Origin of the sequence: Bifidobacterium sp. ESL0784 (assembly GCF_029433295.1) — a bacterium.
In the GTDB taxonomy this organism is placed as follows: Bacteria; Actinomycetota; Actinomycetes; order Actinomycetales; family Bifidobacteriaceae; genus Bifidobacterium.
Map to the genome: position 1 here is coordinate 213183 of NZ_JAQTHV010000004.1, position 19828 is coordinate 233010.

Here is a 19828-nt window from a genome sequence, read left to right on the forward strand (position 1 = left end):
TTAGGCGTAGCCAAGCGTCGGTTGGAATCGGTATGATGGATATCAGATAACCGCGTTTCGGTACATTTTGCCATGCCCGAATACAGGCGGTTATGTTGGATAGACCATGATATATGGCTTGTATATCGCAGATGAGAAAGAACGTAGCGAAAGATGGCATCACAATTCTGGCTGATTGCGGGACTCGGGAACCCGGGCAAGAAATATGAAGGCACACGTCATAATATGGGCTTTATGGTCGCCGATGTGTTGGCGGAACGCTGGTCGGTAAGCCTGAGCGACCACAAGGGATTGGCCGAACTCGGCAAAGGGGTTATGAATCTTAGCGGCAAGAGCATGAAGTTCTTCCTCACCAAGCCGTTGACGTATATGAACGATTCCGGAGACGCGGTCTCATCCATCGCCGCGTATTACGATATTGACCCGAGCCGCGTCATTGCCATCCATGATGATATGGACTTGGATTTCGGACGTATCAAAGTCAAGGCCGGCGGTTCCGCGGGTGGACACAACGGCATACGCTCCATTGACAAATCGTTGGGTACCAATAAGTATTCGCGCGTCCGCATGGGTACCGGCCACGCCGCACGCGGTCCCCATGCTCATGAGAACACGGTCAACTGGGTGCTTGGCGGATTCTCGGCGGCTCAGCGCAAGGAGCTCCCAGAATTCCTTGCGGACGGTGCCGATGCTGTGGAAACCATCATGTTCGAAGGCATGAGCGAGGCGCAGGAGCGTTTCAATGGTCGCTGAAGCGAAAGAGATGTCTGGTTCGCTTGCCGGATTCCTGCCGCGTCTTGATGACGACGGGGCGTTCCGAGATCTGCTCGCCGGAGAGATCGAGCCGCCGGAGGGTGCGGTCGACCAGGCGCTGACCGTCGGCGCTCCTGAAGGCATTCGGCCGGCGCTTGCGGCTGCTTGCGCGCAATATTCCTCCGTGGTAATGGTTGTTTCCTCAAGCCGTGAGGCCGAGGAAACCGTCAACTCCATACGTTCGTGGTACGGGGGAGAGCCCGGCGAAGTCAGCCAGCTCGAAGCTTGGGAGACGTTACCGCACGAACGGCTTTCGCCTCGTGCCGACACCGTGGCCAGTCGCATGTCCGTCTTCCGCAGACTCTGCCATCCCGAAGAGCACAGCGAAATGTTCGGCCCGATTCGCATTCTCGTCATGCCGGTGCGTTCACTGATCCAGCCGGTAGTCGCTGGTCTGGGCGATGTGGAACCGCTGGTGTTCAAGGTCGGCAGCGAGATTCCCTTGGACGAGGTTTCCGCACGATTGGTTGAAAACGCCTATACCCGCGTCGATCTGGTGGTCAATCGCGGTGAGTTCGCGGTGCGTGGTGGCATTGTCGACGTCTTTCCTCCGACGCTTCCGCATCCGGTGCGTATCGAATTCTTCGGCGACGAGATCGATACTATCAAGGAGTTCCATGCCTCCGACCAGCGCACGTACGGCGACGGCATCGATACCGTCTGGGCGACACCGTGTCGCGAGCTTCAGCTGACTGACAAAGTGCGTGCTCGCGCCAAATCGCTGATCGGGCGTATCCCCAACGCCGATGACATGCTGCAATCCATCGCCGATTCCATTCCGGTGGAAGGCATGGAATCCTTGATTCCAGCGTTGATCGATGATATGCAGCCGGTTGCCACGATGTTGCCCAAAGATGCGGTCATCATGCTTTCCGACCCCGAAAAGCTACGCCGAGCAGCTGCAGACCTCGCCAAAACCGCCAACGAGTTCCTTGCCGCAAGCTGGCACGTGGCTGCCAGCGGTCATGGAGCTGGTGCTCCTATCAGCTTCGATCAGGCGAGCTTCCTCGATTTCGATGAGACCATCCGCTCGTTGGAATTCTCCAACCACGACGTCTGGAGGCTCACCAGTTTCGGCGTGGACAAGACCCTCTCTGGTCATGTCCAGCTCGACGCTTCGGTTCCTGAGGAATATCGTGGTGACGAAAAGCGTGCGACCACCGGCGTCGAAGGCCTGATCGACGACGGTTTCGAAGTCACCATCACGGCTGCGGCCAATGGCACGTTGTCAAGGCTCAAGCGTGCACTCGGGCAGGCCGGAGTGACCAAATTCGACACGGTGCGCTCGCAGGCCATGGACGGTTTCATCGATTCCGCCGCCAAATTCGCGCTCTTGACCGAACGCGACCTGACCGGCAAGACCAGTGCCGTCGCCCAGCAAAAGACTTCGCACCGCCGTCACAAGGCCATCGACCTGATGGAGCTCAAGGCCGGGGATTACATCGTCCACGAGCAGCACGGCATCGGACAATTCGTTGAGATGCGCCAGCGGACCACCGGGGTCGGCGCCAACCGAGCCACCCGCGAGTATCTGGTCATCGAATACGCCCCCTCCAAGCGCAACGCGCCGCCGGACAAGCTCTTCATTCCCACCGATCAGCTCGATCAGGTCTCCAAATACATCGGCGCTGACAAGCCCAAGCTCAACAAGCTCGGCGGCTCTGACTGGGCTCAGACCAAGGCCAAGGCCCGTAAGCACGTCCACGAAATCGCCGATGACCTGGTCAAGCTCTATTCCGCCCGCCAGCAGTCTCAAGGCTTCGCCTTCAGCCCCGATACCCCGTGGCAGAAGGAATTGGAAGACGCCTTCCCATATCAGGAGACGGCCGACCAGCTCACCACCATCGACGAGGTCAAGGCCGATATGGAAAAGCCAGTGCCGATGGACCGCCTGATTTGCGGTGATGTTGGATTCGGCAAGACCGAAATTGCCGTGCGTGCCGCATTCAAGGCGGTTCAGGACGGCAAGCAGGTAGCGATTCTGGCTCCGACCACGCTTTTGGTGCAGCAACATTATGAGACGTTCACCGAGCGGTACGAAGGCTTCCCGGTTCATGTGGCGGCAATGAGCCGTTTCCAGACCAAAAAAGAGATCGACGAGACGCTCAAAGGTCTGGAATCCGGCTTTGTCGACGTCGTCATCGGCACTCACAAACTCCTGAACCCGAAAATCAAGTTCAAGGATCTGGGCCTGCTGATTATCGATGAGGAACAGCGTTTCGGCGTCGAACACAAGGAAACGCTGAAGGCTTTGCGCACCAATATCGACGTGCTGTCGCTTTCCGCGACGCCAATCCCCAGAACGCTGGAAATGGCGGTCACCGGCATCCGTGAGATGTCGACGCTGGCCACGCCTCCCGAAGACCGCCTGCCGGTGCTCACCTACGTTGGCGCTTACGAGGATGCACAGGTCACTGCCGCGGTCCGGCGCGAGCTGCTGCGCGGTGGGCAGGTGTTTTACGTTCACAACCGTGTCAACGACATCGACAAGGTCGCCGCCAAGATTCACGAACTCGTGCCCGAAGCAAAAATCGGTATCGCCCACGGCAAGATGGGGGAGAAGCAGCTCGACAACATCATCCAGGACTTCTGGCACCGCGACATCGACGTGCTTGTTTGTACTACAATCATTGAAACCGGTCTCGATATCACCAATGCCAACACGCTGATCGTCGACCATGCCGACCGTTTCGGCTTGAGCCAGCTCCACCAGCTGCGAGGTCGCGTGGGTCGTGGCCGAGAACGTGCCTACGCCTACTTCCTCTATGATCCGTCCAAACCCATGACCCAGCAGTCCCACGACCGCCTGGCCACCATTGCCCAGAACACGGCACTTGGCTCCGGTTTCGACGTGGCGATGAAGGATCTCGAGTTGCGCGGCACCGGCAACCTTTTGGGCGGCGAGCAGAGCGGGCACATCGAGGGCGTCGGCTTCGACCTTTACGTACGCATGGTCTCCGACGCCGTCGAAAAATACAAGGAACCCGAACGTACGGAATCGGTCGCCGTCACCATCGATCTGCCCATCGAGGCTTCGATTCCGGTCGATTACATCGATTCGGACAAGCTGCGCCTCGAGGCTTACCGCAAGTTGGCCAGTGCGCGCACCGAGGAAGATCTCACCGAATTGCGTGAGGAACTCACTGACCGCTATGGTTCGTTGCCCGAGGAATTCGACACGCTTTTCGACGTGGCCCGGCTTCGCAGCAAGGCCCGTGCGCTCGGCATTTCGGAAATCGTCACGCAGGGCAACCGCGTGCGCGTCGCCAAGATTGACCCACCGGAATCCCTGCAAATGCGCATTTCCCGCATCTATCGCGGCTCGCAATACCGTCCGGTGACGCATACGCTTCTGATCCCCGCACCGTTCGGCGGTTCGATGGGCAGCAAGCCGATGAGCAGCCCGGAAGTCATGGGCTGGGCCGACCAGCTGCTTGACGATCTGGCGTGGAATGGCAAACCCAAACAGAGCTGAAGGCATGGTTGGCGTTCCGTGTGTCGGTTCCGGCACAGAAACCGTCTATCGGTGCCTTTCCGTTTCTGGTTTCGCACCGCATTTTCGGGCTGGTCGCGCTTACCCGCCGCCAACTGGTCAACCTGCTCCGGGCGTGTTTTGACGCAACCGTATTGACAATTCCATAAAATGATGCTCTGTGCTGTTGACATGCATCAGGTAAAAACCAGTAAGGTTCTTTTTGACGCGAAGGCACTGCAAGTAGGATGATGGGCATTTCCGGAGGAACTGTCACTGTCGTTAGATTCGAGCATATACTTCCATTTTCCTTGTTTTCAGAAGCACTTTACGGGAATATCCAAACAGCATGTCGGTATCAAAGGCCATTGAACGAATACCTGTTGATGGCGGTGAAAGCCGGTACTCAAAACGTTGACGTGAGCCATCGAGGGATTGGACAGGAATCGTTTTTTCGTTCTGATACTTGAGCGCTCACAATTTTCTTTGAATTTTGTCGGTTTACGTCCAACAAAGACACTAAACTTAAAGCTGTTAGTAAAAGTCCATTTAAGGAGTAATTGTGGCAGCAATTGAAAGTATATATGCCAGCGAGATTCTCGATTCCCGCGGAAACCCGACTGTCAAGGTTGTCCTCGACACCGTTGATGGTTCCGAAGGCATCGGCCTGGTTCCTTCCGGCGCTTCGACCGGCGAGGCCGAGGCTTGGGAGCGTCGCGATGGCGATAAGTCCCGTTATCAGGGCAAGGGTGTTCTTGATGCAGTCAAGGCCGTCAATGAGACCATCGCGCCCAAGGTCATCGGCATGGATGCCACTGACCAGCGCGCCCTCGACGAGACCATGATTGAGCTCGACGGCACTCCGAACAAGGGCAAGCTCGGAGCCAACGCCATCCTCGGCGTTTCGCTCGCGGCCCTCTACGCCGCTGCGGAATCCGCAGAACTGCCGCTCTACCGCTACATCGGTGGCACCAACGGCCACATCCTGCCGGTTCCGAACATGAACATCATGAACGGCGGTGCGCATGCTGACTTCGCCACCGACATTCAGGAATACATGATCTCCCCGTACGGCTTCGACACCTACAGCGATGCGCTGCGTGCCGGTGTCGAGGTCTATCACACCCTCAAGGGCATCCTGAAGAAGGACGGCCACGACACGGGTCTCGGCGACGAAGGCGGCTTCGCTCCGAAGATGAAGACCAACGAGGATTCCCTGAAGTACATCATGCAGGCCATTGAGGCTGCGGGTTACGAGCCCGGCCGCCAGATCGGTCTGTGCCTCGACGTGGCTTCCTCCGAGTTCTACAACAAGGAAACCAACAAGTATCACTTCGACGGTGCTGATCGCGATGCCGACTACATGCTCGATTACTATAAGGAGCTCGTCTCCAAGTATCCGCTGGTCTCCATCGAGGATCCGTTCGCCGAAGAGGATTGGGGCGCATGGCAGAAGATTACCGCCGCGATGGGCGATGAACTCCAGTTCGTCGGCGACGACCTCCTGGTGACCAATCCGAAGCGTCTGCAGAAGGGCATCGACCTCAAGGCCGCGAACAGCCTGCTGGTCAAGCTCAACCAGATTGGCACCGTCACCGAGACGCTCGACGCCATCGAGCTCGCCACGGCCAACGGCTTCACTTCCATGGTCTCCCACCGTTCTGGTGAGACCTCCGACACCACGATCGCCGACCTTGCCGTCGCCAAGAACACCCGTCAGATCAAGACCGGTGCTCCTGCCCGTGGTGAGCGTATCGCGAAGTACAACCGCCTGCTCGAGATTGAGGAGGAGCTTGGCTCCACCGCCGAGTACGCCGGCTATTCCGCCTTCAAGGCCTGCAAGAAGTACGTCAAGTAGTTTTTTCTGAAGGCATTCGCAGCGTTGTTGCGCTGTGAGCTTTTGCCCGTCACATCGACCCTACGGAGTCGAATGTGACGGGTATTTTTATGTGTTATGGGTACTACCAAGAACAGAAGCAAAACGGAGAGCAGCAGGAAGCGGAGCAAACGTCGCGGTTCCGGTCCCGTCGCGTTCTTCGTCGCGTTCTTCATCGTGGTTCTTGGCGCCATCCAATTGGCGGCGACATTCCACAGCTACGCGCTGAACCTTGCCGAGCTCAATGGACTCAAACGTCAGGAAGCTGCGTTGGTGGCCAAAAAGCAGAATCTGGAGAATGACATCTCCCGCTGGAACGACAACGCCTATGTCACCGCGCAGGCTCGAGAGCGGCTCGGGTTCGTCTTCCCGGGCGAGCAGGCCATCCATGTCGAACATCCGGAAGCGGTCACCGGCGTAAAACCGAAGGCCGACAGCACCACTCAAAACGACATCAATTCGGACAAACCGGCCCTGCCTTGGTACCGCGAGCTGGCCTATGGCTTCAAAAAGGCCGACGAGCCGTTGAAAAAGAACAAAAACGGTGAGGTCACCACTCCCAAGGCTGTGGGCGGGAAAACCGATAATGCCGCGAGTCCGGGCGGCAAGGCCGGTCAGACGGATGCCAAAAACGATAATGGAAACACCAAGAATCCGCAGAATAAAACCGGACAGAAGACCGGTGCCGGTAACCAGAGCGGGGGCAGTGGCAAAGCCGGTGCGAATACCAAACAATGAACGGTTGCACCTATCGAGGCTTTCACCGGCGTAAAAGGTTCGGCCTTCGGATGGGCATATTCCGCAACAATGAATTTCGTATAAACAGCAATAATCAAGATTTATCGATAAAGAACAAGGAACAGTGTGCAAGAAAAGCAACCCCAATTTATGGAAGCCGAAAACCCGAACTTACCGGACGCCAAAGGGCAATCCATTGCCGCAGATGGAATTTCATCGCCGACTTGCCGGACTGACGAGGCAACTCTGAAAGCCCAAGCCGAGGATCTGGTCGACCGCGTGATGAGGGACAAGGCCGGTGATGATGATGTCGCTTTGGTCAAACGTCAGCTTGGTCGTTTCCCTCGTGGCATGGTCGCCGTCGGCGCGCGTTGCGTGTGCGGCAGACCGCTCGCCGTCATCACCCGCCCCGTGCTACCTGACGGTACGCCGTTCCCTACGACCTGCTATCTGACCAGTCCGGAGGCCACTAAGGCCGTTTCCCGCGTTGAGGCCGATGGCTCGATGCGGCACTATACCGATTTGGTCCAGCATGACGAGAAGATCCACGCGCAATACGAGCGGGCGCATGCGCTCTATCTTGCCTTCCGTCATGAACTGGCGAGCCGTCTTGGCGATAGCGAGGAGCATATCACAGGTACCAGCGCGGGTGGAATGCCCGTACGCGTCAAATGTCTGCACGCGCTGGTGGCGCAGACGCTCGTGATGGGCGAAGGAGCGAATCCAATCGGCGACATGGTGATGAAATGCGTTGCTGACGAGTTCGACCCGAACGTCTGCCGTTGCAGCACGCAATTGGACTGATTGCATCAAGCGCAATGTGTCGTGCGTGTCGCGGCGCGGATATGGTCTTAGGCCGGATCCGGACGCTGATAATGTTGCGGCTGATGAATAATGTCTAAGAGAAACGAAACAATACGAGACCGATACTGGATGGTGCAGCATGAGAGACGAAAACAAGGATTTTGTGACCGTTGCCGGAATTGATTGCGGCACCAATTCCATACGTCTCAAGGTCTCCAAGGTGTTCGCCGACGGCAGTGTCGAAGATGTCGTGCCCCGCATGCTGCAGGTCATCAGACTTGGCCAGGACGTCGACAAGACCCATCGTTTCGTCGATGATGCGCTTGAACGTGCGTATGCCGCCGCCAGGGATTTCGCGCAGGTCCTGAAGGAGCATCCAGCCGATGGATTGCGTTTCGTGGCGACTTCCGCCACCAGGGATGCTGAGAATCGCAAGGATTTCGAGGACGGCATCTTCTCGATTCTGGGGGTAAGGCCTGAAGTCATCCCGGGAACCGAGGAAGCTGCGCTGAGTTTTCTGGGTGCTACCGGTAGTGTGCCGCGCAAGGGGCTTGAGGCCCCGTACCTTGTCGTCGATCTCGGCGGGGGATCCACCGAAATGGTGATGGGCGGCGACGGCGAAACCGCGGCCGTCACGAGTGTACAGTCGGCGTTTTCGATGAACATCGGCTCGGTTCGTATGACGGAGCGCCATTTGCGTACGGACCCGCCGACGCAGGCGGAAATCGCCGAGGCGAGCGAGGATATCGACCGGCATATCGACGAGGCGTTCCGGCATGTGCCTGCAGACAAGACGCGCACCATCATCGGCGTCTCCGGAACGGTGACCACGATGACGGCGCTTGTGCTGGGCTTGAAGGAGTACGACCATCGTGCCGTCGATGGCGTGCGCGTCTCGTATAAGGATATTTTCGAGGTCGATGACCGCTTCCTCAACATGACCCGTACCGAACGCGCGACCTACAAGACCATCCATCCCGGCCGTATCGACGTGGTCGGCGGGGGAGCGCTGATCTGGAACCGGATTCTTGCCAAGGTTTCCGAGGCTGCCCGACAGGACCACGGCACCCCGATCGATTCCTTCATCTCCAGCGACCACGGCCTTTTGGATGGCATTGTTCTGGACTATGGCATGAAATTGCTGAAAAATAGTCTGTGAAAAGTATGGCAGAACTGGATTTTTGTCACACCAATATAACGTAATCGGTCATTTTGAGTTTCATTGAATCTGTCGGTTAAGTGGCTGTCTTCGTTGATATTCCAATGTTCGTACTCCCGGTGGGACTCGAACCCACAAGCCAATGGCGGCTGATTTTAAGTCAGCTGCGTCTACCAATTCCGCCACGGGAGCACGCCGGCATGAACCGACAAATCATCATTATGCCATGGCCGCTCTACCGCATAAACATGTCGAGTGATGTTAACGCTACATCTCATAATCGCTGCTTCTGTAATGTCCGAAACATTTTTACGGGTAAGCTAACCTATGTTTTACTCATTTGGAAAAGGCGGTACACGTGGTTCAAGCACTAAAAGCCAAACCGACAAACGAAACGGCTAAACGCGGGGGCACGATGATTATCGTCTCGCTGATGGCCGGCTATTCCATCGTCTATATGGACAAGAGCATGATTTCGCTGGCCATCATGCCCATCGGAAAGCAGTTCGGGCTTGACACCGGCCAGACAGGCCTGATCATGTCGTTCTTCTTCTTGGGCTATGCCCTGATGCAGATTCCCTGTGGATGGCTGGCCGACCGCATTGGCGCCAAAAAAGTGCTGATTGGCTCGCTGACCTTCATCGCCGTCTTTGCGTTCCTTTTCGGTGCGATGGGTGGGTTTATCCTCTTCATTGTCATGCGTTTCTGCATGGGTCTCGGCCACGGCGGCTATCCACCGAGCGTCACCAAATCGATTGCCGAGAATTTTCCGCTGAAAAGACGTACGTTCGTCCAGTCGTTGATTCTTTCCACTTCTGGCATCGGTGGCATCCTTGCCTTTACTTTGGGCGGCGTGTTGGTCGACAAGAACTGGCGGATCGCTTATGCCGTTCTCGGCGCGCTTTATCTTGTCTCGGTCATCCTGATCTGGTTCTTCGTGCCCACGCACGGTGGCGCGGCCGAAGAGGAACGCAAGGCTCGGGCCGAAGCGCAGGCAGGTAATACAGAAGCTGCCAAAGCCGATGTCCCCAAGGCCGGTTTCAAGGACGTCATCAAAAACCGCAACGTCATCGTCCTGTTCATCGCGATGATTTTCATCAATGTCATGCTCTACGGCCAGATGTCGTGGATGCCCACCTACATCAAGACGACTTTCGCGTTGAGCACGACCAAGGCCGCGTTCGTGCTGGCGTTCAACTCCATCTTCACCATGTTGGCCACCATCTTCTCGGGTTCCCTGCTTTCCAAACTATTTCTTGGCCGCGAGCGCATGGCCATTATCGGTTCCTGCCTGATTACCGCCGTGCTCATCGTGGTCTTCATCTTCGTAGGTAAGAGCAGTCTGGTGATATCGATGGTTCTGCTGGCGTTGATGAGCCTGGTCTCGATGTTCGCCTTTACCGGCATCTTCACTTGGCCTCACAAGATCATGAACGCCGAGATCATCGGTTCCTCCATCGCCGTCATCAACACCGGCGGCACCATCGGCGGCTTCCTCGCCCCGATGATTCTCGGCAAAATGGTCAAGTCCGCTGGCGGCTCGTTCACCAACGCCTTCCTGTTCATCGCAGCGATGACGGTGCTCTGCGCGCTGGTCGTGCTGTTTGTGAAGCCCGAACTGACGACGGCGAGCAAGTAACGAGATAGCGGAATCGGATATCGAAAAATCTGATTGTTTTTTTGATGAATCGATGTGGTCCATTGGTACAAAAGTGCTGACGGGCCACATTTGTATATGACGCTGTCAAACAAGGTTTTCTTTTATTGATGATTTTGCTTATTTGATATTGATATTTTCACACGTTTATTTTCTTCTCTTGTGCCGTCGTATTATTGCAAGAGAGTCGTTAATTTCTTGTCAGCTGATATTTTATGGGTTCGCACACAAAGAAACGTGTTGCACACAGTGGCACGTTAGAATATTGTCCATGTTCACTATTCTCGATATGTTTAAGATCGGCGTGGGCCCAAGCTCGTCGCATACGGTCGGCCCGATGGTGGCGGCTTCGAATTTTGTCGCCTCACTTGATGAACGTGGCATGCTGGGCCATGTTTCCAGGGTAAAGACCACGCTCTACGGCTCATTGTCGATGACGGGTCTTGGCCACGGCACCGACAGAGCCACGATGGCCGGGCTTGAGGGTGATGTGCCGGCCACGGTCGACACGGAGCATCTGGCCGGCATCAGAGAAGAGTGTGAAAACACAGGAAGGCTCAATCTCGGCGGCAAACACAATATCAGGTTCGATTACGACAAGGACGTCATCTTCGAAAAATGGAAGATGCTCGCCGCGCATCCCAACGGCATGCGTTTCGAGGCTTTCGACGACAAGGCCGGGAAAATAGACGAACAGGTCTGGTACTCGATCGGTGGCGGGTTCGTGCGCAAGGGCCATGCTGACGATCTGATGATCGGCATCCATGAGAAGGCACCCAAAGGCACGACATTCGCCGAAGAGGCGAGCGTCGACAGCAGCAACGATTTTCCGCCTGAAGCCCCGTATCCTTTCGCTAGCGCTGGCGAACTGCTCGAGATATGCAAGCGCGAAGGCAAAAGCATCTCCGAAATCGTCTGGGCCAACGAGACGGCCACCCGAACGCCCAAGGAAATCAGGGAGGCGCTGCTCAATGTCTGGCGCCATATGGACGACTGTGTCAAAAACGGTTGCATGTCGACGCAGAAGGTATTGCCCGGAGGGCTCGAGGTGCCGCGGCGCGCTCCGAAGATCTATCGCGAGCTTTCCGGCAATTTCGATATCCTGTCCCATAATGTGCGCCGGCCGGCCGCCCTGCTGGAATCCTCGGAATGCACCTGGGTCGATCTTTTCGCGCTCGCAGTCAACGAGGAGAACGCTGGGGGAGGCCGCATCGTCACCGCGCCGACCAACGGCTCGGCTGGAATCATCCCGGCGGTGCTCGAATATTATTGGCATTTCGCCGGTTCCGCGGACGAGGAAGGCGTCATCCGTTTCCTTCTGGCTGCCGGGGCTGTCGGTTATCTTTTCAAACGTAACGCCTCGATTTCTGGGGCAGAGGTCGGCTGCCAGGGCGAGGTGGGTTCGGCGGCTTCGATGGCGGCGGCAGGGCTCTGCGAGGTCATGCAGGGCACTCCGAGCCAGGTCGAGAACGCCGCCGAAGTCGCCATGGAACACCACCTGGGCCTCACCTGCGACCCGGTGTCCGGCCTTGTCCAAATCCCCTGCATCGAACGTAACGCCATGGCCGCCAACACCGCCATCAACGCGGTGCGCATGGCCCTGTTGGGCAACGGACAGCACATGGTCAGCCTCGATCAGGTCATCAAGACGATGAAAGACACCGGTTCCGACATGATGTCCAAATACAAGGAGACCTCCGAGGGCGGCCTTGCCGTCAATGTTGTGGAATGCTGACAGCCGGCCAGCCGGTCCGGTTTTTCTTTTGCCTGACAATAATGACGACTTTCTCTGGTAGGTTTTGTGCGCTTTCGGAACATTGCCGAACATCGGGGTGCGTCAGTGCTAACCTAATGACATCGTAAACTACAAGGAGGCCTACGTATGGCTACTAATATGCCTGAAGTGAATGCCGAATTCGGCGCGAAGCCGGTTATCGAGTTTCCCGACACTCCAGCGCCGGATGGTCTCAAGGCCGTCGAACTGGTCGAGGGCAATGGCCCGATGGTCCGTTCCGGCGACAATGTCACCGTGAATTATCACGGGGTTGTCTGGGGCAAGGACGAACCGTTCGATTCGAGTTTCGATCGCCATCAGCCTGCAAGCTTCGGCATCGGCGTCGGCCAGGTCATCAAAGGCTGGGACCGCACGGTTGTCGGACACAATGTCGGCTCGCGACTGGTGGTCTCGATTCCCCCGGAGTATGGCTATGGCAGGCAGGGCATGCCCCAGGCCGGCATAGGCGGTGACGACACGCTCGTGTTTGTCGTCGACATCATCTCCACGCGCTGAAGCCCAACGGAATCGAATACGATGACCGGCCAGCGTGCCGGTCTTATTTATTTGAACGGTCCGGTATCTGTCAGAAACCGGACCTGGACCGAAAACAAACCGATAACAAAGCAAGGAAGAATCATGGCAGAGGAAGAAAAGACCATTCTGCTCACGCAGGAGGCCTATGACAAGCTTCAGAAGGAACTGGCCTACCGTCAGGGCGACTATCGCGACGAGATCACCCAGCGTATCGCCACTGCCCGTGCTGAAGGCGACCTTTCCGAAAACGGCGGCTATCAGGCCGCCCGTGAAGAGCAGGGCAAGAACGAGGGCCGCATCAATGAGCTCATTGTCAAACTGCGCAACACCAAGATTCTGAAGGCGCCGCCGGCCGGCAAGGTCGGCAACGGATCGTTGGTCACCTTGGAGCTCGCCGGCAAGGAAATGAACTACGTGCTCGGTTCGCGCGACATCGCCGTGGCCACCGACTATGACGTCATCAGCCCCGAATCGCCGATTGGCGCGGCCATCATGGGCGCCAAGAAGGGCGACGAAGTCTCGTACAAGGCCCCGAACGGCCGCGAGATCAAGGTGAAGATCAAGGACGCCAAGCCGATGAAGTAAGGCTGCCTGGCCGCTTTATAATTATATGACAAATATGAAAAGGTTCGAATCCGTGAAAAAGCGGATTCGAACCTTTTCATATTTAATCCGGCAAAGCCTGTGACGGTAAACGTTATTGGAGGATTTTGCCAGCGTGTCAACCTTGTATATAAAACGTCTGTTCGGAAGTTCCGGGATCACCACAGATTGACTATGACCATGTAGATAGCCACCATATGGCAGGCGTAACCCGCCACCGTGCCCAGGTGGAAGATCTCGTGGAAGCCGAAGACACGCGGCCACGGGTCGGGCTTGCGCAGTGCGTAGACGATGGCGCCGGCAATATAGCAGGCGCCGCCGGCCGCCAGCAGCACCACGACGGCGGGGCCGGCGTATGGTGAGAACCAGAAGAGGTCGAGGAAAGCCACTCCGGAGACGCCGAAGACGATATAGACCGCGGTGTACAGCCAACGCGGGGCGTTGATCCAGATGACATGAATCAGCAGCGCTACCAGCGTGCAGGCCCACATGCCGCCGATCACCCCGTTGCGCCAGTTGGGCGTCAGTGCGAACGAGACTGGCGTATAGGTGCCCGCGATCAAAAGGAAGATGTTCATATGGTCGATGCGGCGCAGGATGTCCGTGGTCTTGGCCGACCAGTCGCCAAGGTGATAGGCGGCTGAATTGGTGAACAGGATCAGCGAGCAGACCATGAAGACCGCGCACGCCCATTTCAGCCCCGTGCCCTTGGCCAGGCAGATGAGCACGATGCCTGCCGCCAACGCAAATGGTGCGGCAACCGCATGAATCCACCCGCGCAGCAGCGGTTTCGGGCGGCCGTGCACATCGAGGCGGACCTTGCGTCCGGGCATGGGCGGGGGAGTGATGCCGAGTGCTTCGGCGGCCTTGACCTCACCGCGAGCGACGACATATGCCGCGCGCTCTTCTGCTTTGCGGTGAATGGTGTCGGCTTTGCTGTGCGCCTGGGTGCGAATGGCTTCGGCTTTCGCTTCCATGGCCTGTTGTTGCGCTTTGGTGACGTTCATCTTGATGGCATGAGGATCTGCCGTCGTTGGTGTTGAGGCACGGGTGGCTGCATCCTGTTGCATTTTGTTGATGCCGTCCGCTGTGCCACTTTTCGTTTTGGCATCATGATGCAGATTGATGGCTATGGTGCCGTCTGCCCAGTTATTGACGGACTTCTTGGACATGGTCCCTCCAGAGTCTCAAATGCCCTTTCATCGGTTCGAGACGTCGCAAAAAGCGCTACAAAACGATGCTTGCTTACGCCAACGTAACTTACGTCATCGTAACCTATGTTGATGACATATTTTCTTGGGACGGGCAACACTCGTGAAACCGTCTCATAGTATCATTGAAACATGGCTGATTTTGATGAGATTCTCGCCGCGCAGTCCGATTTCGACGCCGGCGATCGTGAGTGGCTTCATTTGTTGGTGGCGGACTGGCAGGTTATCGCCGACTTGAGTTTCGCGGACCTGCTTCTGGTGCTTCGTCGTGACGATGGCAAATACATCGTCGCCGAACAGTGCCGTCCATCCACCGTGATGACGATGCGCAGCGACGACGCCGTCGGCGATGAGGTCCCTGAAAATCTCGTCGATGAGATTGACACCGCGATGAACGCCAATGGCGTTCTGCATACCACGACGTTGCACCAGGTCGGCAAATCAAGCGTGTGCAACGTCTATGCGCCGGTGCGCTGCGGCAACAAAACACTAGGCGTGGTGGTGCGGGAGACGAATATGTCGACCCGCGAATCCAACGGCCGCTACGAATCCGAGAGCATCAACGCCGGCAAGATGCTTTTCGAGATGATTCCCCGTGGCCAATTCCCCTATCACGATGCGCTGATGAGTCAGCAGCACAATGCCAGGGTCTCGGATGGTTTTATCATCCTCGGTCCCACAGGCATCGTCAAGTATGCCGCTCCCAACGCCATCAGCTGTTTCCGAAGGCTTGGCGCCATCACCCAAATGGAAGGACACTACCTGAGCGAAATAGGAACGCAACTGCTCCACTCCAACGATCCGGTCCCTGAGACCCTGCCGCTGGTCCTGAGCGGCAAAGCGGCCGCCGACTGTGAGCTCGATGCCAACAACTCCATGGTGTCGATGCATTCGCTGCCGCTTTATAACGAAACAGGACGTGCCGGCGCCATCGTGCTGTGCCGCGATGTCACCGAACTGCGCCGCCGTGAACAGGAACTGCAAACGAAGGACGCCACAATCTCCGAAATCCACCACAGGGTAAAGAACAATCTCCAGACAGTGTCTGCATTGCTCCGCCTGCAGGCGCGAAAGACGAAATCGCAGGAGGTGAAGACTGAACTCAAGGAGGCGCAACGGCGTATCCAGACCATCGCCACCGTCCACGAGGGCCTGAGTCAGACAGTCAACGAGATCGTCGACTATGACGCCGTGATCTCCAATCTTCTGAAGATGAGCGTCGACCTAGCCACGATGGACGATCAGAACATCCACATCCGCTACATCGGCAAATTCGGCATGATGCCGGCACAGGACGCCACCCCGCTTTCCTTGGTACTGACCGAGCTCATCACCAATGCCGTGGAGCACGGTTTTGAAGGCCGCAAGGAAGGCAACATCACCATCTCCGTAGGTCGTAGCGGCAACCACCTGAACGTTGTCGTAGAAGATGACGGCTCCGGCCTGGCCGCGGAGGAAGACAACGGCATGGCCCGTTCCTCCGGCTCGGGTCTCGGCACGCAGATCATCAACACGTTCGTCACCAACGACTTCAACGGCACCGTGCGCTGGGACGAACGCCACGGTGGCGGCACACGGGTCACTCTTGACATCAACCTGCGTGCGGCGCAGGAAAGCGACGAGCTGGAGTAGCGTGTGCGCCCGCGGCATTCGGTGTGTTTGATTTCCTGATATTCGGTGGAATCCGCTACACACCGCGATTTTGCATATAAAAGTTCCCTTCCGGTTGTGATAATCCGGAAGGGAACTTTTTAAAAAAGAAACTTATCAATGATTACGCGTACCAGCGATGCGCACGATCAAGCGAGTTCAGACCTGCATCTGCATGTTCTGGCTACGGCGGGCACGCATGGCGCGGCGCTTCAGGGCGCGACGCTCATCCTCGCTCAAGCCTCCCCAGACGCCATAGTCCTGGTTGGTGTCGAGCGCGCACTTGAGGCACGCATCAATGACCTTGCAGGTGCGGCAGATGGCCTTGGCCTCCTCGATCTGCTGATAGGCGGCGCCGGTATTGCCGACGGGGAAGAAAAGTTCAGGGTCCTTGTCGCGGCATGCCGCCTTGGCCCGCCAATCAAAAGCATTACTCATAGAAGCAAACGACCTTCCTAGTTGTCCTCGACTGCATTCCACTACTTAGATAATCACGAAAATCACAATTTTTCAAGGGATTTTGCCAGAAAAATAGCTTAAATTATTTTTCTTTGCCATGAACGTGGCCATTTTCGACAAATCTGACAAAGTACGTATCACGAATTTGTCGTTGCGGCGTTGTCGAAATCCTGCCGACCCGAGTCTGCGATCATTGGGATATCGTGCCGGCCAGCGTGCCCACCGTTCCAGGGGCGTGCGAGCCGGACGAAAGCTGTTCGAAGAGCTCCAGGTTCTTGGTGTCGTCCAGCAGGACGGTGGAGCCGACGCCGCGCACATAGTGATTGGGGTCGGTCCAGTAGACCGAGCCGGAGACGCCTTGCTTGCCTGTGGCGGCTTTGAATGCCATGGCCATCGACAAGAGCGTCAGCGGGTTGGTCTTCTTGTCGACCTCGATGGAGGAGAGGGCGGCTTTGACGACCTTTTGGGCCTTCGCCGGGCTCTTCACGGTGTCGCCCGACGAGGCCTTGCTCATGATGGCGCCAATGACCTGACGCTGCCGTTCCGCACGGCCGAAATCGCCCTTCGGGTCGGAATAACGCATACGGGAGAAAGCCAGTGCTGTGGTCCCGTCTACGGTGTGGCAACCGGCCTGCCAGTTGAGTCCGGAGAGATTGTCGTTGACCGTCCTGTCGTAGCAAAGGTTGACACCGCCCAAGGCATCGACCACACGGGTCAGCCCGTTGAACTTGATTTCGGCGACATGGTCGATTTTCTGGCCGGTGATGTCCTCGACCTCTCCGGTGAGTGTTTTCTTGCTCTGTGTCTCAGCCACGGCGTTGATTTTCATGCTGTTCCCGTTGACCTTGACCAGCGAATCGCGAGGGATCGAGATGAGCGAGGAATTGCCGTGCGAGGGCTTGGTCAACACCAGCATGGTGTCGGTTCGGAAGCCGGGAGTGTCGTCGGCGCTGCCGCCGACGCCCGAATCGTCGCGTTCGTCGGAGCCGAGCACCAGCCAGGACGTGCCGTTGGTATCGGCCTTGTCGGTGAGCCAATCGGTCTTGTCAAGCTGTGAATTGGCCCAGTTCCAGCAGCCGAAGAGCACCAGAACGATGACCAGGATGATGGCTAGAAGGATGGTGAGCAACCAGTGGCGTTTTTTGTGGGGTTTGGCAGCCTCGTTGCCAAACCCCGATGGCTGCGCACGGTTCGGACGTTGCGGCGGCATCACAGCGCCGCCATATGCGTGTGAGGAATTGCGGGAAGTGGATGAACGCGGTGATGAAGTGACACGTGAGGAACCCGTACTTTGACGTGGTGCACGAGCCTGGGCCGCAATTGGTGCAGCCGGTTCTTGGATCGGCTGACGGCTGGCCGCTCTTTTACGCGGTTTGACCGGTGAAAAGGCCGGTGGAATCTGTGATTCGTTTGGGACGGGCATGCGACCGGTATCCGGACGCTTTCGCGCCCCTGCCGGTATGAAGCTGGGTGGGGTACCTTGAGCGTCGTATCCATCTGACTGCTTGACCATATACCCTCCCGAAAGCTAAAAGCAGTTACTACTTTTACTCGCGGGAAGGTGTAGAGAGTGGAAGATTGCCCTACTTCTGCGCAGGAACCGCACATACGGTCGCGTTGAGGTACTGATTGGCCACACCCATGTACTGGCCGGTGTTCGGGTCGCGGATCATGCCGTTCTTCCTGTCGACGGTTCCCCCGGTGATGGGGTCGATGAGTCTGCCGTCGGAGGTCGTGATAAGGCCGGTGGCGGGATCGGGCGTGCCTTGTTGTTGTTGCTGTGTGCCGTTGGAGTTCTGGCTTTGGTTTCTGTTGCCCTGGCTCTGGCCAGATGTGCTTTGTGTGGGCATGTCCTGTTGGGTCAGCGGCTTGTATTCGCGTAACGTGCTCCAGGTGTCATCGGCATCGCTGGCCCAGACCACACGGTTGTTCGGGTCGGTGGGTGCCGGGACGACCGGGATGGTGCGTGCATAGACGTGGTCGGGTTTGAGGCTGTGCAGGCTCAATGCAAGCCCAGCCAGTGTGGTGGCGTTGGAAAGGCCGCTGGAAATGCTCAGGGATTTCAAAGCTTCGTTTGCCAGGCGATACAGCTGTGCGCTGTTGGTCAAGAGGTTCTTCGACAAGGCCTCGGTGAGTATTTCCTTGACCAGGTACTGCTGGCGGGCCGCACGCATGATGTCGCTGCCGTCAGTGCCGGTTCCGTGGCGCATGCGGGCGTATTCCGTGGCCTGCGTGCCGTTAAGATGTTGGAGGCCTTGTTTCAGGTCAAGTCCGGTGTAATCATCCTTCGTGTCGGTCGGCAGGCACACGTTGACGCCGCCGATGGCGTTGATCATGCCTTGAAGCCCTTGGAAATCGACGACGATGAAATGCTCGAGCTTGAGGCCGGTCAAGGAATTGACTGCGTTCATGGTGCAGCTCGCGGCGCTGGCGAGGTCGCCGCCCACGTTCCAGCCGGTGGCGAAGATGGAATTGAACATCACGTTGTGGCGTGCAGGGACCACGCCCTTGGTGGTCTGGCAGCTCGGAGCGTTGACCAAGGAGTCGCGGGGAATGGAGACCAGATTGATATAGGAACGGTCTGCGCTGATCTGCACCACCATGGAGGTGTCGGCGTTGTGCTCGCCGTCATCGTGGGTCCCGCCGAGGGAGGCATTGTCTCCGCCATCACGGGTGTCCTGTCCCAAAACGAGGAATTCAATGGGTTTGCCCGCATTCGGGTCGACGAGTTTTTCTTCTTTGCCGTCTGGCTGGATGATGGGTTTGATCGGTGTGGGCGCGATGGCCAATGTGAATGCGGCGACGCCTACTGCGGTGGAGACGAATACGAAAACGGCCACCACGGTCATAACGATGGCGCTGCGAAGCCGGTGACGGACGATATAGGCGGTACCGTGCATGGGCTTGGGGGAGTGCCATCCACCGAGGTTGGGTATCTTGAGGTCTTTGATACGGTGTGAAGCCATATCTTGCCTTTCTGTTTACCCGCCCAGCCAAAGCTCAAAGGCCGCTACGGGACTACCATTCACTATTCCTAGAGGGCATTGTATGCCTAGAGGTTGAATTTTTCCTGAA

General features: G+C 57.2%; 15 protein-coding genes and 1 tRNA gene. 11 read left to right on the plus strand and 5 right to left on the minus strand.

What is annotated here, in order from left to right:
* Positions 1-153: 153 nt before the first annotated feature.
* The 6 genes from pth (at position 154) to PT279_RS07505 (ending at position 8862) form a co-directional block, all read left to right on the plus strand.
* Positions 154-753, plus strand: coding sequence for an aminoacyl-tRNA hydrolase (gene pth / locus PT279_RS07480; protein ID WP_277166796.1), 600 nt, complete (start codon positions 154-156; stop codon positions 751-753).
* Positions 743-4288 carry a transcription-repair coupling factor gene (gene mfd / locus PT279_RS07485; RefSeq protein WP_277166797.1) on the plus strand — a complete coding sequence of 1182 codons (3546 nt, stop codon included), beginning with the start codon at positions 743-745 and terminating at the stop codon, positions 4286-4288. Before pth ends, mfd begins: the two co-directional genes overlap by 11 nt.
* A gap of 559 nt (positions 4289-4847) precedes the next feature.
* Positions 4848-6143 carry a phosphopyruvate hydratase gene (gene eno / locus PT279_RS07490; RefSeq protein ID WP_277166798.1) on the plus strand — a complete coding sequence of 432 codons (1296 nt, stop codon included), beginning with the start codon at positions 4848-4850 and terminating at the stop codon, positions 6141-6143.
* 96 nt (positions 6144-6239) lie between these two features.
* Positions 6240-6899, plus strand: a complete 660-nt coding sequence (locus PT279_RS07495; RefSeq protein ID WP_277166799.1) for a septum formation initiator family protein — start codon at positions 6240-6242, stop codon at positions 6897-6899.
* A gap of 282 nt (positions 6900-7181) precedes the next feature.
* Positions 7182-7703 carry a DUF501 domain-containing protein gene (locus PT279_RS07500; protein WP_277167055.1) on the plus strand — a complete coding sequence of 174 codons (522 nt, stop codon included), beginning with the start codon at positions 7182-7184 and terminating at the stop codon, positions 7701-7703.
* Positions 7704-7842: 139 nt separating this feature from the next.
* A complete protein-coding gene (locus tag PT279_RS07505) occupies positions 7843-8862 on the plus strand; it encodes a Ppx/GppA family phosphatase (RefSeq protein ID WP_277166801.1) in 1020 nt (339 codons plus the stop codon).
* A gap of 111 nt (positions 8863-8973) precedes the next feature.
* On the opposite strand, the gene PT279_RS07510 is transcribed toward PT279_RS07505, so the two are convergent.
* Positions 8974-9054: transfer RNA gene (locus PT279_RS07510), tRNA-Leu, on the minus strand.
* Positions 9055-9220: 166 nt separating this feature from the next.
* On the opposite strand from PT279_RS07510, the gene PT279_RS07515 reads away from it, so the two are divergent.
* The 4 genes from PT279_RS07515 to greA all read left to right on the plus strand — a co-directional run bounded on the left by PT279_RS07515 (position 9221) and on the right by greA (position 13415).
* Positions 9221-10501: an MFS transporter gene (locus PT279_RS07515; RefSeq protein WP_277166802.1), complete on the plus strand. Its 1281-nt coding sequence runs from the start codon at positions 9221-9223 to the stop codon at positions 10499-10501.
* Positions 10502-10790: 289 nt separating this feature from the next.
* Positions 10791-12254 carry an L-serine ammonia-lyase gene (locus PT279_RS07520; protein ID WP_277166803.1) on the plus strand — a complete coding sequence of 488 codons (1464 nt, stop codon included), beginning with the start codon at positions 10791-10793 and terminating at the stop codon, positions 12252-12254.
* 147 nt (positions 12255-12401) lie between these two features.
* Positions 12402-12809 (plus strand): FKBP-type peptidyl-prolyl cis-trans isomerase, encoded by a 408-nt coding sequence (locus PT279_RS07525; protein WP_277166804.1) that lies wholly within the window; start codon positions 12402-12404, stop codon positions 12807-12809.
* Positions 12810-12932: 123 nt separating this feature from the next.
* A complete protein-coding gene (gene greA, locus PT279_RS07530) occupies positions 12933-13415 on the plus strand; it encodes a transcription elongation factor GreA (protein WP_277166805.1) in 483 nt (160 codons plus the stop codon).
* Between the two features lie 176 nt (positions 13416-13591).
* Here greA and PT279_RS07535 read toward each other — a convergent pair whose 3' ends face one another.
* The gene (locus tag PT279_RS07535; RefSeq protein WP_277167056.1) at positions 13592-14440 is read right to left on the minus strand and encodes a hemolysin III family protein; all 849 of its coding nucleotides are present in this window, start codon (positions 14438-14440) and stop codon (positions 13592-13594) included.
* A 336-nt stretch (positions 14441-14776) separates the two neighbouring features.
* Here PT279_RS07535 and PT279_RS07540 point away from each other — a divergent pair, with 336 nt between their 5' ends.
* Complete coding sequence (locus tag PT279_RS07540; protein ID WP_277166806.1) at positions 14777-16276, plus strand: PAS domain-containing sensor histidine kinase; 1500 nt, start codon at positions 14777-14779, stop codon at positions 16274-16276.
* Between the two features lie 177 nt (positions 16277-16453).
* Here the strand turns inward: PT279_RS07540 and PT279_RS07545 are convergent, their stop codons facing one another.
* The 3 genes from PT279_RS07545 to PT279_RS07555 all read right to left on the minus strand — a co-directional run bounded on the left by PT279_RS07545 (position 16454) and on the right by PT279_RS07555 (position 19719).
* A complete protein-coding gene (locus PT279_RS07545; protein ID WP_277144447.1) occupies positions 16454-16732 on the minus strand; it encodes a WhiB family transcriptional regulator in 279 nt (92 codons plus the stop codon).
* Positions 16733-16943: 211 nt separating this feature from the next.
* Complete coding sequence (locus PT279_RS07550) at positions 16944-18266, minus strand: LCP family protein (RefSeq protein WP_277166807.1); 1323 nt, start codon at positions 18264-18266, stop codon at positions 16944-16946.
* A gap of 70 nt (positions 18267-18336) precedes the next feature.
* Positions 18337-19719, minus strand: coding sequence for an LCP family protein (locus PT279_RS07555; protein ID WP_277166808.1), 1383 nt, complete (start codon positions 19717-19719; stop codon positions 18337-18339).
* Positions 19720-19828: the final 109 nt, after the last annotated feature.